At 64.1% G+C, this 15,394-nt stretch carries 14 protein-coding genes; 5 read left to right on the top strand and 9 right to left on the bottom strand.

All coding sequences use genetic code 11. The features are described from left to right. Positions 1 to 36 precede the first annotated feature (36 nt). Positions 37 to 1,011: an MBL fold metallo-hydrolase gene (locus LCM4573_RS01330; RefSeq protein WP_071004045.1), complete on the bottom strand. Its 975-nt coding sequence runs from the start codon at positions 1,009 to 1,011 to the stop codon at positions 37 to 39. Between the two features lie 95 nt (positions 1,012 to 1,106). On the opposite strand from LCM4573_RS01330, the gene LCM4573_RS01325 reads away from it, so the two are divergent. Then, positions 1,107 to 2,084, top strand: coding sequence for a LysR substrate-binding domain-containing protein (locus LCM4573_RS01325; protein ID WP_071005101.1), 978 nt, complete (start codon positions 1,107 to 1,109; stop codon positions 2,082 to 2,084). A 60-nt stretch (positions 2,085 to 2,144) separates the two neighbouring features. Here the strand turns inward: LCM4573_RS01325 and LCM4573_RS01320 are convergent, their stop codons facing one another. Genes LCM4573_RS01320 through LCM4573_RS01305 form a run of 4 tightly spaced genes read right to left on the bottom strand, consistent with a single transcriptional unit; the run spans position 2,145 to position 9,003 of the window. Next, on the bottom strand, positions 2,145 to 4,211 hold the full coding sequence (locus LCM4573_RS01320) for a hypothetical protein (RefSeq protein ID WP_071004044.1): 2,067 nt from the start codon (positions 4,209 to 4,211) through the stop codon (positions 2,145 to 2,147). Between the two features lie 13 nt (positions 4,212 to 4,224). Continuing rightward, positions 4,225 to 7,041, bottom strand: coding sequence for a DUF4159 domain-containing protein (locus tag LCM4573_RS01315; RefSeq protein ID WP_071004043.1), 2,817 nt, complete (start codon positions 7,039 to 7,041; stop codon positions 4,225 to 4,227). After that, positions 7,041 to 7,958, bottom strand: a complete 918-nt coding sequence (locus LCM4573_RS01310; RefSeq protein WP_071004042.1) for a DUF58 domain-containing protein — start codon at positions 7,956 to 7,958, stop codon at positions 7,041 to 7,043. The genes LCM4573_RS01315 and LCM4573_RS01310 overlap by 1 nt, the downstream gene beginning before the upstream one ends. 31 nt (positions 7,959 to 7,989) lie before the next feature. Next, positions 7,990 to 9,003: a MoxR family ATPase gene (locus tag LCM4573_RS01305; RefSeq protein WP_071004041.1), complete on the bottom strand. Its 1,014-nt coding sequence runs from the start codon at positions 9,001 to 9,003 to the stop codon at positions 7,990 to 7,992. Positions 9,004 to 9,174: 171 nt separating this feature from the next. On the opposite strand from LCM4573_RS01305, the gene LCM4573_RS01300 reads away from it, so the two are divergent. From LCM4573_RS01300 to LCM4573_RS01290, 3 genes are read left to right on the top strand one after another with little or no spacing between them, the layout of a single operon-like run. Further along, positions 9,175 to 9,810, top strand: coding sequence for a DUF1285 domain-containing protein (locus LCM4573_RS01300; RefSeq protein ID WP_071004040.1), 636 nt, complete (start codon positions 9,175 to 9,177; stop codon positions 9,808 to 9,810). After that, on the top strand, positions 9,807 to 10,442 hold the full coding sequence (locus tag LCM4573_RS01295) for a CoA pyrophosphatase (RefSeq protein ID WP_071004039.1): 636 nt from the start codon (positions 9,807 to 9,809) through the stop codon (positions 10,440 to 10,442). Before LCM4573_RS01300 ends, LCM4573_RS01295 begins: the two co-directional genes overlap by 4 nt. After that, the gene (locus tag LCM4573_RS01290) at positions 10,439 to 11,701 is read left to right on the top strand and encodes a CCA tRNA nucleotidyltransferase (protein ID WP_071004038.1); all 1,263 of its coding nucleotides are present in this window, start codon (positions 10,439 to 10,441) and stop codon (positions 11,699 to 11,701) included. Before LCM4573_RS01295 ends, LCM4573_RS01290 begins: the two co-directional genes overlap by 4 nt. Positions 11,702 to 11,709: 8 nt before the next feature. Here LCM4573_RS01290 and LCM4573_RS01285 read toward each other — a convergent pair whose 3' ends face one another. The 3 genes from LCM4573_RS01285 to hemF form a co-directional block, all read right to left on the bottom strand. Continuing rightward, positions 11,710 to 11,901, bottom strand: coding sequence for a DUF1059 domain-containing protein (locus tag LCM4573_RS01285; protein WP_071004037.1), 192 nt, complete (start codon positions 11,899 to 11,901; stop codon positions 11,710 to 11,712). 104 nt (positions 11,902 to 12,005) lie between these two features. Beyond that, entirely contained in the window at positions 12,006 to 12,275 is a 270-nt protein-coding gene (locus tag LCM4573_RS01280) for a hypothetical protein (RefSeq protein WP_071004036.1), read from the bottom strand. Positions 12,276 to 12,390: 115 nt separating this feature from the next. After that, entirely contained in the window at positions 12,391 to 13,305 is a 915-nt protein-coding gene (gene hemF / locus LCM4573_RS01275; RefSeq protein WP_071004035.1) for an oxygen-dependent coproporphyrinogen oxidase, read from the bottom strand. A gap of 160 nt (positions 13,306 to 13,465) precedes the next feature. Here hemF and LCM4573_RS01270 point away from each other — a divergent pair, with 160 nt between their 5' ends. After that, positions 13,466 to 13,723, top strand: a complete 258-nt coding sequence (locus tag LCM4573_RS01270) for a hypothetical protein (RefSeq protein ID WP_071005099.1) — start codon at positions 13,466 to 13,468, stop codon at positions 13,721 to 13,723. An 18-nt stretch (positions 13,724 to 13,741) separates the two neighbouring features. On the opposite strand, the gene LCM4573_RS01265 is transcribed toward LCM4573_RS01270, so the two are convergent. After that, positions 13,742 to 15,394 (bottom strand): Na/Pi cotransporter family protein, encoded by a 1,653-nt coding sequence (locus LCM4573_RS01265; RefSeq protein ID WP_071004034.1) that lies wholly within the window; start codon positions 15,392 to 15,394, stop codon positions 13,742 to 13,744.

Raw genomic sequence — 15,394 nt, 5'->3', positions numbered from 1 at the left:
CGGGCACCGTCGCGGATGACGGTGCCTGAGCGCTTGTCAGAAGGTCGCGGTATAAAGCAGCGGCACCCACTGATAGTTGGTTTGATCCCTGCGGACATGTCCGATGCCGGGGAAAGCGTGGTGCGCGCCGGCGACGAGATATTTCTGATCCGCGGCTTCGGCAAAGGCGACGGCACGCGTCGCAGCGGCCTGCCTCTGATCGACATCGAACTCTATGGTGACTTCCGGCCGGTCGAACTGCAGGACATCGCCATGCGCGATATCCCCCCAGAACATGATTTTCTCGCTCTTGCTCTCGACCACGATGGCGCTGTGGCCCGGAGTATGGCCCGCCCGCAGGACTGAGCCGAAGCCGGGGAGAGGCGCGGCATTGTCCTCGAAGGTTTCGAACATACCGGCATCGACATAGGGGCCGACGCATTGCTCGGCCTGGATGATCTGCGGCCCCAGCACGGGATCGGCCTTGGCGGCGGCATCGGCCTTCAGCCAGAACTCGGCTTCTCGCCGGTTCACGCGCACCACCGCATTTTCGAACACGCGCTTTCCGTTCACGGTAAGCCCGCCGGAGTGATCCGCATGGATATGGGTCAGGATGACATCATCGATCTCCGCCGTCTTGTAGCCCGATGCCTCGATGCTGTCGACGAGCTTGCCGAGAACCGGACCCATCAGGGTTCCGGTGCCGGCATCGATGAGAACCAGCCTGTCGCCGGTATTGACCAGATAGGCATTCACCGAAGTCTGCGACGGGTTCGGCTGGAAATAGCCGGCAAGAATGGCTTCGGCCTCTGCTTCCCCGATATTCTTGTAGAGCTTGGGCAAGGGCAGCGGCACCGTGCCGTCCGAAAGCGCCGTGATCTCGTAATCGCCGAGCTTCAGCCGGTAATAGCCGGCGGCCTGGCGGCCGACGATCGGCGCCTTGGCAAGCGCTGCGGCGGRCAGGCTGGCAATGGCGCCAGCGGCAAGGGCCATGCCGGCGGTATTCTTCAGAAGGGAGCGTCGGGTCTGCATGAAGGAACTCCAGGTGCTGGTTGGCTAAGCGGTCTTGGAAACGACCTGGAGCGCACGTATGTATCGGTGTATCAGCAAACAAATCGATGCGGCTCATGACAACTATCGATCATTTCAATCTGCGTTCGTTCGATCTCAATCTCCTGGTCGCATTCGACGCGCTGATGAGCGAGGGAAGCGTGACCAAGGCGGCGCGGCGCCTCAAAATCCAGCAGCCGGCGATGAGTCATTCGCTCTCGACGCTGAGAATTCTCCTTCAGGACGAATTGTTCATCCGTGTCGGCCAGACCATGCAGCCGACCGCTCGGGCGCGCAGCCTTGCCGTGCCCGTGCGTCAGGCATTGAGGCAGGCGCAACTCGCGCTGACAGGCGGCGATATCTTCGATCCCGCAACAGAGGAACGGACCTTCCGCATTGCGATGTCGCCGGAAATCGAACTCCTGCTGGTGCCGGACCTGACCGCCCGGCTGCAGCGGCTCGCGCCCGGTATCAAGATACTGGCGCGGGTCTTTCCCGATGACGCGGCGGAACCGTCGCTGGAGGATGGTGGCGCGGACCTCGCCGTCGGATGCACCTATTCCAGGACAAGCAGGCGCTCATTCGAGACGCTCTACGAGGTCGAGCTTGCATGCTGCTACAATCCGGCGCTGCTTCCATTGCAGAATCCGCTGAACCTCGAGAGCTTTCTTGCGATCGAGCATGCGGTGATCTCTCAGAACGAGAGCTTGCATGGCTGCATCAAGGAGGCGCTGGAAATCGCGGGTCTTGAGCTGAACGTAGTCGCCGCGGCTCCGGGTTTCATGTCGGTTCTTGCCGCAGCCAAGGCGAGCCCGGTCGTCGCGACCGTATCCAGACGCATTGCTGACCGTTATGGCCCGCTGCTCGGGCTCGAGGTCAGTCCGGTGCCGGTTTCGCTGACCTTTCCGCCGGTGAAGATGGCCTGGGCGAGCCACACGGACAACGATGCCGCAAACGTCTGGCTGCGTCAGCAGATACGCGAGAGTTTTGCCGGCAGCGCCGCGGGTGAAAGCGAGGCCTGCGCGCCGCAGGCGGCCGCAGTCGCGATGGCCTAGGCGAGCTACCGGAAGCGTTTAGACAGCCTAGTACACGGCAAAGAGGCAGGGAAGTTCCAGTTACCGCCCTTCGCGCCACCACATAGCCGCGACGGCGAAGAGCAGAGCCGAGAGACCGGCAAAGCCCGCAAACAGCGGCAGCGTGTTGATGCCCTTGAGCACGGTCTCGTCTGTGAGGCGGATCACCATGCGGTCGGAATCGCTGATGCGGACTTCGCCGCGCACCGGCAAGATATCCGGCAGCGTCACGCCGTTTCCTTCCGCCACACGCGCGACGAGGCCGCGGGTCTTCTGAGCATAGGGCGCAAGCGTCTCGGTGGTGGAAATCATCGCCTTGAACTCAGGCGCGTTGACCGTGCCGACATGAACGAGCGTGGAGAGGTCTCCATTGGTGATTTCGAAGAGGCCGGTTTCCTCCATGCGCCGTTCCAGCCGATACTGGCCGGGGGTGGCTTCCGTCATCGGCATGGTCTCGGTGCGGCCGGAGGGATATTTGATGGTGGCCGGACCCGGATCGTCGCCGATCGTCTGGCGCGTCACTTCCAGCGTGCGGCCGACGGCGCGGGCAGTCAGCGCCTCTTCCTCGAGTTCCGGTTCCTTCATCAGCCAGTGGGCGATGCGGCGATAGAGTGCGGCATGCGGTCCGCCGCCCTCGAAGCCGCGCGCCCAAAGCCAGCCATGATCGGAAAGCAGCATAGCCACGCGGCCCTCGCCCTCGCGGTTCAGCACGAGGAGCGGCCGGTCGCCATCGCCCTGCATGACCGTCTGCCCCTCAGGCGTGCCGACATCGATGGTGCGGAACCAACGCCCCCACGCGGGCGGGTTCTGGTTCGAACCGTCGAGTCCGCGCGTGACGGGATGCTTCTGCCCTTCTGCGGAAAGATGCGGATAGAAGCCGGCATTATGCACGTCCCCGGTCGGGGAGGCGGGCAGGACCTGTTCGAGCGGCGTGCTGGCGATCGAATCTTCGCCCGCGTGTTCCGGGCCCGCGGCGATCAGCAGCGCTCCGCCGTTCTGCACATACTGGGCGATATAATCGTAATAGAGGATCGGCAGCACATTGCGATGCGTGTAGCGATCGAAGATGATGAGGTCGAAATCCTGGATCTTCTCGATAAAGAGCTCGCGATGCGGGAAGGCGATCAGAGACAGCTCGTTGATCGGCGTGCCGTCCTGCTTGTCCGGCGGGCGCAGGATGGTGAAGTGTACCAGATCCACCGACGCATCGGATTTAAGGAGATTGCGCCAGGCGCGTTCGCCGGCATGCGGCTCGCCGGACACGAGGAGGACGCGAAGGTTCTGGCGGATGCCGTCGATGACGTGGATGGCGCGGTTGTTGGCGGCCGTCACTTCGCCCGGCAGTTCGGCGACGGAGAATTCCATCACATTGTTGCCGCCGCGCGGTACGGTGAAGGTGAAGGGCGTTTCAGCACCGGGCGCGGCCTGAAGGGTGGCGATCTGCTGGCCGTTCATCCGGATGTCGACCTCGGCTGTGCCGCCGCCGCCGCGCCCGTCGTCGAAGACGCGGAAGGTCAGCTCCTGCTCTTCGCCGACGATGCCGAAGCGCGGCGCACGGACCACTTCGATGCGCCGGTCGAACTCTTCCTGATGGCCGGTGATGAGGCCATGAACCGGCGCATTGAAGCCGAGGTTCTGGTTGATGCCGGGAAGGTCGTGAATCTGGCCGTCCGTCAGGAAGACCGCGCCGCCGATGCGGGCCGGGGGCACGTCGGAAATCGCGGAGGAGAGGGCGGTGAATAGCCGCGTGGAAGGCGTGTCGGAATCCGCGTCGTCGGCCACTTCGACGATGCGTGTCTCGATACGCGGGAAGCGGGAGAAACGCTCCTGCAGGCGGGCGAGTGCCGCGTCTGTCTGGGGTCTGCGCTCCGCCGTCTCCTGGCTCTGGGAACGGTCGACGATGATCGGCACGATGGTCGAGAGCTGTTCGCGGTCCTCCTGCGCAAGGAAGGGATTGGCGAGTGCCAGAAGCAGGAAGGCGAGCGCCAGCGCGCGCAGCGTCGCGCCGCGCACGCCGCGCCAGAAAGCGAGCGCGGCGAGGACCACGGCCAGCACGGCGAGGCCGGCGAGGATAGACCAGGAGAAGAAGGGGGCGAATTCGAGGGTCATGTTCGCTTCTCCCTTACTGGCCCAGCCGTTCGAGCAGCGCCGGTACGTGCACCTGATCTGCCTTGTAGTTGCCGGTCAGCATGTACATCATGATGTTGAYGCCGGCGCGATAGGCGTATTCGCGCTGCATCTCATCCGGCGGCACGGTCGGCAGCACGGCTATGCCCTGGCTATCGAGGGCCCAGGCGCCGGCAAGATCGTTTCCGGTGATGAGCAGCGGCGTCACCCCGTCTCCGGAGGAGGAAAGCTGCGAGCCGGTATTTCGGGCATCCTGCCGCGCCTCGACCCAGAGCGGGCTGCCGGTATAGCGGCCAGGGAAACTGGTGAGCAGATAGAAGGACCGCGTCAGGACATGATCCTCGGGGGTCGGTTCCAGAGGCGGGATGTCGATATTGGCAAGGATCGCCTGAAGCCGCTCTCCGTTCGGGGTGGTTCCGCCTCCGTCGAGCGCCGAATACTGGTCCCTCGTATCGAAGAGCACGGTCCCGCCGTTGCGCATATAGGCGTCGATGCGCGAGATCGCGGCCTGCGAGGGCATGGGGGCGGAGGCCGAGATCGGCCAATAGATGATCGGATAGAAGGAAAGCTCGTCCTTGGCGATGTCGAGGCCGACCGGAGCGCCGGGTTCGAGGGTCGTGCGATAGGTGAGGAACTGGTTCAGACCCTCCAGCCCCTGTTCGGAAATGCGGTCCACGTCCGCCTCGCCAGTGACGACATAGGCGAGATGGGTGGTATCGAGACGTTCGAGTATCTGTTCGTCGCCGGGCTTGGCATCCTGCGCATGGGTCTCGCCCGGCTGGAAGGCCAGGAGGGCAGCCGCGATCGCGGCGATCGTCGCCGCCGTACGGCCGGCGCGCGGGATGCGGGGCAGCCGCGTGAAGACGCCATTCATGAAGAGCACGACGATGCTGTCGAGCACGAGCAGGGCGAAGGCCAGCGCGAAGAGGGCAGGGCGAAGGGACAGCGCCTCTCCGCCGACCAGGCCTTCGCGAACGACCGGGATGCCGCCCGATGCCGGATCGAACGGTGAAAGGACCGTGCCCGGAGCAAGCAGGTTGACCGCCGAGAAGCCGTCTTCCGTGCCGTAGAGGCCGGGCGGATGATCGAAGCTCGCGACAGGGGTCTGGCCGGTGGAAATGGCGATCGGCCTGGCCGTGCCCGTTTCGGTGGTCAGGACGCCATCCGCATTGAGCAGGCGATAGGGCGGCAAGGTCGCGGCAGCGTCCGCCGTTCCGCCGGTGGTCGACGCGCCGCCAGCACGCGCGATCTGAACGACACGGCGCAGCATCTCGACGAAGTTGCCGGAGAGCGGCAGGTTCGACCAGGTCGCCTCGGCGCTGGTGTGGAAGAGCACGATGCGGCCGGCCTCCACATCGCGGGTGGTAACGAGCGGAGTGCCGTCGGCAAGGCTTGCCCAGGTTCGTTCCGCTAGGTCCGGTGTCGGCTCGGCAAGGACCTGCCGGGTGACCGTGATGTCGGCTGCGCGCTGCATGCCGGCAAACGGGCCGAACGACGGGAAATCCGCGAGCGGCTGCGGTTCGGACCAGGACATGGCGCCGCCGAGCGCGCGCTCGCCCTGGCGCAGGATGACGGGAACGAGCGGATCATCTGCCGGGGCAGCGGCCAGCCGTGGTCCTGCGAAGCGGATCAGCGTGCCGCCGCGCGAAATCCATTGCTGCAGCGGCTCGTAGGTCTCGGCGGGCAGACGGCCGACATCGGCCATGATGATGGCTGACGGATTGCCCTCAAGGACCTGCGGGATGGAGACGGACAAATCGGCGGTGTTGGGCTGGATGACGTCCGCATAGGGCGAGAGTGCCCGGCTGACATAGTAGAGTGGCTGCAGGAGCGGCTGGAAGTCGCTGCCGCTTTCGCCGGCGAGCAACGCCACGCGACGGCGCTTGAAGCCGTCGTCCAGAAGATGTGCCGAACCGGCGGTCGACAGCCCCTCGATGCCAAGGCGGGCAAAATCGTTACGCAGCTCGAAGGGGGCGTCGATTTCCGCCGTGGCAGCTGCCGAGCCTGCCGCAAATTGGAGCGTGCCGGAAGCAAGCGAGCGGCCCTGCGTATCGAGCGCGTTGACCGTGAGGCTCCGCGAGGCTGCCGTGGAGAGCCGGGTTCCCGTGACGGTCATCGCGCCGGCGTTGTTGACGGCGCCGGTTAGGGCGACGGCGCCTTGCCCATCGCCCTCTATGACACGCATTTCGGCGGGCGCCATACCGGCCAGGGCAGATATTGCCTGTTCGTCTCCCGCTACGGCTACGCCATCGGAAAGCAGGACGAGCGTGCCGGGGCGGGCACCATTCATGGCTTCGCTTATAGCCTCCGCGGCGCGCGCCCTGTCCGGCACGAGCGGCTGCGGCCTTGCCGCGCCGAGCTTGTCGCGCGCGGTGATGGCGCTGCCGGGAGTGGCGTCATGGCTGGTATCGGCGGTGAAGGTGATCGAGACGGGCAGATCGGCGCTTTCGGCATCGTCGATCAGAGTGCTTGCGGTTTGGACGCGGCGCTCCCAGTCCGGCGCGGCTGCCCAGCCGTTGTCCATGACCAGCACGAGCGGGCCCGAGCCGTTGAGCGAGCCGGCGCGCGGGTTCAGGACAGGATCGGCGATCGCCAGGATGACGGCGGTGGCGAGCAGCATGCGCAGCAGCGTCAGCCACCAAGGACTCTTCGATGGCGTCTCCTCGCGCTTCAGCACAGTCGCCAGGATATTCAGCGGCGGAAAAACCTCCGTCTTGGGGCGCGGCGGGGTGAGCCGCAGCAGCCACCAGATGACCGGCAGCGAAAGAAGGCCCAGCAGAATGGCCGGATAGGCAAAGGCGAGAGCGCCCATCATCGTCCTCCGATCGGCTTTTGCGCCGGCATGCCGGAGAGATAGCTATGCACGGCCACCAAGGCTTCGGATGCAAGGTGATCCGTCCGATGGAACACGAAACTCCAACCAAGGTTGCGAAGCAACAGGCCCAAATTTTCACGCCGGGCGAGATAGGCACGCCGATATTCATCCCGGATCGTCTCGGCGCGGCCTGAAACAAGCTTCTCGCCGGTTTCCGGGTCGGTGAATTCCGTGCGGCCGTTATAGGGGAAAATCTCTTCGGCCGGATCGGCGATCTCGACCAGATGGCCGCGCAGCCCCCGGCGTCCGAGCGGTGCGATCCGTTCCATCACCCGGTCGGCATCATCAAGGAAATCGCCGATCAGGACGATATCGCTGTGGCCGCGGATCATGCTGGTTTCGGGAAGCCCGGTCGTCAGCGGCGCGTGGATGATGGCGGTCGCCAGTCGTTCGGCGGCATTGCGCGCCGAAATCGGCTCCATGATGCCAGGGCAACCGATCCGCTCGCCGGAACGGGCGAGGATTTCGGCGAGCGCCAGCATCAGCACCAGCGCCCGGCTTTCCTTGGAAACCGTGCCGAAGGTGGACTTGTACATCATGGAGGGCGACATGTCGGCCCAGAGCCAGATCGTGTGGGCGGCTTCCCATTCCCGGTCGCGGACATAGGTATGGTCGTCGCGGGCGGAGCGGCGCCAATCGATGCGCGACAGGCTCTCGCCTTCGGCATAGGGCCGGAACTGCCAGAAATTCTCGCCGATGCCGCGTTTGCGGCGGCCATGCCAGCCGGCGATCACCGTATTGGCGATGCGCTTTGCCTCGACCATGCAATCGGGCACGAGCATTGCCCGCGCCTGGGCACGGGAAAGGACTTCGCTGCTGGGTGTCTGCTCGACGATCTGGCCGATAGATGCCACGCGCTGTCCTTTCTAAGCCCGCATGAGGGCGTCAGCCCCGGGCTTCCCTGACCAGATTGGCGATGACGTCGCGCACCGACATGCCTTCGGCGCGCGCGGCGAAATTGAGCGCCATCCGGTGTTCGAGCACGGGTTCGGCAAGCGCATAGACATCGTCGAGCGAAGGGGCGAGACGGCCTTGGTAGAGCGCGCGGGCGCGGGCCGTCAGCATCAGCGACTGGCCGGCGCGGGGACCGGGTCCCCAGGCGACGTGCTTGTCCGTCGCGGCATTGCCGTGGCCGGGGCGGGCGGAGCGGACGAGATTGAGGATCGCGTCGACCACCTTGTCGCTCACCGGCATCTGGCGGATCAGGGTCTGGATTTCCTGGAGCCGCGCCGCATCGATGATGCCGCGGGGTTTGGTTTCCGAAAGACCTGTGGTTTCGAGCAGGATCTGCCGTTCGGCGTCAAGTTCCGGATAGAGCACGTCCACCTGCAGCAGGAAGCGGTCGAGCTGGGCTTCCGGAAGCGGGTAGGTGCCTTCCTGCTCCAGCGGGTTCTGGGTGGCGAGCACATGGAAGGGGGCGGGCAGATCATAGCGCTGGCCGGCCACCGTGATGTGGTATTCCTGCATGGATTGCAAGAGCGCCGACTGGGTGCGCGGCGAGGCACGGTTGATCTCGTCGGCCATCAGGAGCTGGGCGAAGACCGGCCCCTTGACGAAACGGAAGGAGCGCCGGCCGCTCTCGTCCTGGTCCATGACTTCGGAGCCCAGGATATCCGAGGGCATCAGGTCGGGCGTGAACTGGATGCGGTTGGCGTCGAGGCCGAGAACGGCGCCGAGGGTGGTGACGAGCTTGGTCTTGGCCAGGCCCGGAACGCCGACGAGAAGTGCATGGCCGCCCGAAAGCACCGCCAGCAGGGTGTTCTCCACCACGTTCTCCTGGCCGAAGATGACCTTGGCCACCTCTGTGCGGATGGCCGCGATATCCGAAAGGGCATTTTCCGCAGCGGCGATGATGGCCTTCTCGTCGAGAACGGCTTCGGTGGAATTCATCATGCCCATGTCGTTCTCCTCAGGCCTTCTCCGCAGCATTATGCGCGGGTTCGACGAATCGCTGCGGTGCAGCACACGCTTCATCCAAACAAACTTATTACCCGAAATGTGGCTGACAAGCGCGTTTCGAATGACTATCTCGTGAGGAACATTTGCTTACGCCGGAACCGAGACTGAAAGATGGCGAGGGAAACGATCAGTTCCGCATCGGATGCCGCAGGCCTCGCGGCGATGATCTCGCGCGCCGCCGAGCAGGTTGGGGGGCAGGCCGGAAACGGAAAGCGCGGGCTTCCTCCTGTCGAGAAATGGAACCCGCCTTTCTGCGGCGATCTCGACATGGAAATCCGTCCGGATGGTACTTGGTTCTACATGGGAACGCCGATCGGCCGGGCGCCGCTGGTGCGGCTTTTCTCCACGGTGCTTCGCAAGGACGAGGATGGGAAGACCTACCTCGTAACGCCTGTCGAAAAGGTGGGTATCCGCGTCGCGGACRCACCCTTCCTGGCCGTCGAGATGAGCGTTACCGAGCGTGAGGGAGGCCAAGTGCTTACCTTCCGCACCAATGTGGGCGACGTGGTGGAGGCGGGCGAGGAGCACCCGCTGCGCTTCGTCATGCATGGCGAGAACCGGGAGCTCAAACCCTATCTTCTGGTGCGCGGACGGCTGGAGGCGCTGGTTTCCAGAGCCGTGATGTACGACCTTGTCGAGCTCGGTGAGACCATCGAAATCGACGGCGTTTCCATGTTCGCCATACGCTCCGGAAATCAGGTCTTCCCGGTGATGCGCGAAGCCGAACTCGATGCGCTTTCCCGATGAGTGAATTCCCCCTTTATTCCGCCGATGAATTCCGCCACCGCGCCCTTCACCAGAACGGCGGTCCGATCGATCACGCATGGCGGGACCACGGCGACCATCTGCTCAATCCCGATATCGTGACGCAGGTGGAAGGCCTGAAACTGCGCGATGCGGCGGTGCTCGTGCCGGTGATCGACGACGGCGAAGAGGCGAAGGTCATTCTCACGCAACGGACGGCAAGCCTAAGGAAGCATTCGGGGCAGATCGCCTTTCCGGGAGGTGCGATCGATCCCACCGACATTTCGCCGGAACAGGCGGCGCTGAGGGAAACGGAGGAGGAGATCGGTCTCGACCGCTCCTTCGTGGAGCCGCTGGCGCGGCTGCCCACCTATTTCGCTGCGACCGGGTTCCGCATCACCCCCGTGCTTTCGGTCGTCCGGCGTGGTTTCGAGTTGAGACCGAATCCGAAGGAAGTGGACGAAATATTTGAAGTTCCGCTATCTTTTCTGATGACCGAAGCGAACCATCAGCGCGGCAGCCGCGTCTGGAACGGGGTCGAGCGGCATTTCTATCTGATGCCCTATGGGGAGCGGAACATCTGGGGTATCACGGCCGGCATCCTGCGCACGCTCTATGAAAGGCTCTACGCATGACGAGCATTGCCGACGAAGACTGGTTCCGCGCTCCGGCCTTGCAGCGGGTTCTTTCCCTGCTCAACGCCGATGGCGGAGAAGCGCGCGTGGTCGGCGGCGCGGTGCGCAATACGCTGATGGGGCTGCCCGTCGGCGACATCGACATCGCGACCACCTTGCTGCCGGAAATCGTCGCTGAGCGGGCCAAGGCGGAAGGCGTCAAGGCTGTGCCGACGGGGATCGATCACGGCACGGTGACGCTTGTGGCGGACGGGCATGGCTATGAGGTGACGACATTGCGCCGCGATGTCGAAACCGACGGCCGCCATGCGCAGGTTGCTTTCGGCACTGACTGGCAGGCGGATGCGGAGCGCCGCGACCTGACGATCAATGCGCTTTATGCGGACGACAGGGGCGAGGTGGTGGACCTCGTCGGCGGACTTGCGGATATCGAAAGCCGCACGGTGCGCTTCATTGGCGATGCGGCAACGCGCATTGCCGAGGACCATCTGCGCATCCTGCGCTTCTTCCGGTTCTTCGCCCACTACGGTTCGGGCCGGCCCGATGCCGATGGCCTTAGAGCCTGTGCGCGGGCCAAGGACAGGCTCTCGACGCTTTCGGCCGAACGGGTATGGGCCGAGACGAAGAAGTTGCTTTCGGCTCGCGACCCGTCGCGCGCGCTTCTCTGGATGCGTCAGACCGGTGTGCTGACGGAAATTCTGCCGGAAACCGAGAAATGGGGCATAGACGGCATTCACGGACTTGTCGCCGCGGAACAGACCTTGGGCTGGGCGCCAGATCCGATGCTGCGGCTGGCCGCCATCGTGCCGCCCGACGCGGAGCGTATCGAGGCTCTTTCGAAGCGGTTGAGAATGTCGAATGTCGAGGCAGCGAAACTTGCCGCCTGGGCGGCCGCGCCGAACCTGCCGGACGAGGTGACGGATATCGGTTTCGACCGTTTGCTCTACCGGCACGGCAAGGAAGGCATTCTCATGCGCCTCAGGCTGGCGCTTGCGGCAGCGCGTTCCGGCGCGGAGAGCGATCCGGTGGCGATGCGAAAATCCGCGCGGCTTTCCGTGCTGCTCGATAGGGCAGGGAACTATAATAAGCCCGTCTTCCCCTTAAGCGGCGCGGACGTGCTGGCGGCGGGCGTGCCGGCAGGAAAGAGGGTGGGCGAGATCCTCGCCGCGCTGGAGAAATTCTGGATGGAGCGCAATTTCCTGCCCGACCGGACGGCACTTGCCGCCCGGCTCGAGGAAATGCTGCGGGACCGGCCATAATCGGCGGATCAGGCGGCGTCCGGTTTTGCCTCGTCGCGTATGCGGGCCTTGATATTCTCGATCATGTTCTCGCGGATGATGTCCTCGCCGTGGTCGGTGCGCAGATGCTCCACGGCCCGGCGCACGACTTCGGCATCCTGATCGGCTCGGGTATGCCATTGGCAGCCCGGCACGAGCGTGCCGCATTCGAACAGTCTCATCCCTTTTCCTCCTGTCATCAAGCGAATACCGGCCGCGGCGCACCCCTTGCGCGCCACGGTGTCGGGATAACTCGTCAGTTACGAACCCGTTCCAGACCGAGCCTTCATTCGGATAGTGCCCAGGCGCGGAAGACCGCGGCTGTCCTGTCGTCGTCCCCGGCTGCCGGCGGCCTTGAATCATTGGCTGCCGGCGCTCCGGCCATCCTGACGGAAAGCTGGCGTTTCACCTGTTCGACGCAGAAGGAATAGGGCAGTTCGCTGCCGCTGCGGGCCCGCATTTCCGTCGCGAGACGATCGATGGTCTCGGGATTGGCGAGAGCAGGGATGCCGGTCCGGCTCTCGGAGAGATTAGGCACTGGCTTGTTCGCTGTCATGGCGATCCTCCTCCGGTGCTACCAGCGCAAAGGCTAACACCGACAGGCGGTTTTGGGTATCAAATTCGTTAACGAAAAGGTGTTGGCGCGTCGCATTGCCCGCTATGCGGAGCGCTCAAGGCCAGCGCACCACCGGAGGCAGCGAAGACAGGATGGATTCGACGTTTCCACCCGTTTTCAGGCCGAAAATCGTGCCGCGGTCATAGAGGAGATTGAACTCCACGTAACGGCCGCGGCGGACGAGCTGCTCGTCGCGATCATTTTCCGTCCAGGGCTGGTTGAAGTTGGAGCGGACGATCTTGGGATAGACGAGGCTGAAGGCGCGGCCGACATCCTGCACGAAGGCGAAATCCGCCCCCCAGCCGCCTTTTTCCTCTTCCGAATGCAGCCAGTCGAAAAAGATGCCGCCGATGCCGCGCGGCTCGTTGCGGTGCTTCAGGAAGAAGTATTCGTCGCACCACTGCTTGTAGCGGCCGTAATCCGCGACGGTAGCATGGCGGCCGCAGGTGATTTCCATGGCGCGATGGAAAAGCAGGCTGTCGGGGTCGGTCTGGGTACGGCGGCGATCGAGGACCGGGGTCAGGTCGGCGCCGCCGCCGAACCACTGGCTGGTCGTCACCACCATGCGGGTGTTCATATGAACGGCCGGTACATTGGGATTGACGGGATGGGCGATCAGCGAAATCCCCGACGCCCAGAAACGCGGGTCTTCCTCGGCACCGGGGATCTGGCTGCGGAAATCGGCGGAAAACTCGCCGTAGACTGTGGAGGTGTGGACGCCGACCTTCTCGAAGACGCGGCCTTCCATCATCGACATTCTGCCGCCGCCGCCCGCGCCGTCATCTCGGAGCCAATCCTTGCCTACGAAGCGGCCGGGCTGCTGGTCGGAGAGRGGGCCGGCCAGCTCATCCTCCAGGGTTTCGAAAGATGCGCAGATCGTATCGCGCAAGCTCTCGAACCAGGCCTTGGCGGTGGCCTTCTTCTCTTCGATATCCGCGGGCAGCCCCTTCGGCAGTACCGGCCGTTCCATTGTCTCAACCCCGTGGTGCGATTCGTCTTTATGAAAGCGTCATTAGCAGCAATGGCTTTCCCGAACCATTCGCCAGACTGACGCGCCGTCTTATGCCTGAAAAATGGGACTCGCAAAGCATCCGCCGGCGCATTATCTTGCCCTCATAGAGGTGAAGTGCATGGCGAAACAGACAACGCCGCCACTTGACGGCCTGAAGCGCAGGATCGACCGGCATCGGCAGGAAAAAGCCGGCAAGCCGTCGGGAATGTTCGTCCGCGAAACCTTCCTGCTTTCACGCGAGGAAGCCCGCGAGAAAGCGCGCGAATGGTTCGACGCCTTTCCGAAAGCCGCATACTGGACAGAGGTGGAAAGCTGGCGCCAGCTCGAGGGCGACCGGATCGAATTCACCATGCGGCGGCTGCCTTCGGCCGACTAGGCCGGGTTTCTCCATATATTACGAACGCGGTTCGGCCTGTCTCAGGCGGCTTTCGACGAGTACGCCGCTATCGTCCAGGATCGGATGGGCGACGGAGACGATGTGCGCGTTGATGCGCTTCAAGTCCCGCAGCAGGTCGAGGTGCAGCGAACTGGTCTGCAGGCTCTCCAGCTTTCCGTCGCGCAGGCGCTCGAGATGCCGTTCGGCAGACTGCTTCTCCATGTGGCGCACATTGACCTTGATCTCCATGAGCTGGCGGGCAAGATCGAAATCGCCGGTGACGAAGATGGTCTGGGCGACGCGCAGGTTATCGACCGTGAGATTGAACAGGCTTTCCAGCTCCCGATAGCCATCCTCGGAGAATTTGAGGCCGTTATCGATCTTCTTCCTGACCTCGCCGCATAGGCCTTTCTCGACGATGTCGCCGATATGCTCCAGGTTGATGACGTAATCGATGATGGCGATCGAGCGCCTCGCATTCTCGTCGTCAAGTCCCCCGCGCCCAAGCTTCGAAAGATAGAGCTTCACTTCCTGCTGGATGAGATCGACCCGCTTTTCGAGCGTCTCGATTTCCTTCAACGGCGCGAGATCATTGTGCTTGAAGGCGTTTTCGGTGCGGATCAGCATGCGCTCGATGAGATCGCCGACAGCGAGCACCTCCCGCGTCGCATTGGCAAGCGCGACGACCGGCGTTTCGAGAGCATCGGGATCGAGGAAGCGCGGTCCGGTTTCGGCACTCTCCTCGGAGGGGACGAGCCGGGTCATCAGCTCGGAGAGTAGGCCGGAGAAGGGCCAGGCAAGCGCGGCAAGCAGGACGTTGAAGATCAGATGGGCATCGACCGGAAGCTTCTGCGGCGAAAGCGGCAGCGTTGCCAGGAGTTCGGCGCCGTAGCCGGCAAGCGGCAGGGCTATAAGGCAGCCCACCGCGCGGACGATCAGATTGCCGAGCGTGATGCGGCGCGCAGCAGCCGGGCCGGAAAGGGTGGCGATGACGGGCGGCACGGCTCCACCCAGATTGGCACCGAGGATCAGCACGATGATGAGGCCGGTCGAGAGGATGCCGGTAGAGGCGAGCGACAGGATCAGCACCACCATCGCAAGGCTGGAAGACGATACGAAGGCCAGGCCTGCGGAAAGAAGCAGCGCTACGGGCCAGGCATCATCGAGAAGGCCGATGAAGGCGGCAAGCGCCGGGGATTCCCGCATCGGTTCGGTCGCCGCCGACAGAAGATGYAGCGAGAGCAGCATGAGACCGACGCCGATAAGTGCGGTGCCGCCGCCCTGGCGCGCGCTCGATCCGCTGCGATGGAGGATCAGGCCGGCCAGGATGAGGAGGGGCGAGAGCCATTCGATGCCGGTCGCAACGATCCAGGCGGTAACGGCGGTACCCACATTGGCGCCAAGCAGCACGATCTGGGCCATCCGCGGGCGGATAAGGTCGCGTTCCACGAAAGAGGCGACCGTCAACGCGGTGGCGGTGGAGCTCTGTAGCGCTACCGTGGCCACGAAGCCGGAGAGAAAGGAACGCGGGCCGTTGCGGGTTCCCGTCGCGAGACCGGTGCGGAGTTTCGGGCCAAAGGCGCGAGAGACCCCATCCTTCACCTGCGCGAGGCCGAACAGCAGAAGAGCGACGGCGCCAAGCAGGTTCACGATGACGATGGTGGATTCCAT

This window comes from Rhizobium sp. LCM 4573 (assembly GCF_001854865.1).
In the GTDB taxonomy this organism is placed as follows: Bacteria; Pseudomonadota; Alphaproteobacteria; order Rhizobiales; family Rhizobiaceae; genus Neorhizobium.
Note: the sequence above shows the minus strand (reverse complement) of the source record. Positions and strands in the feature narration are given on the sequence as shown.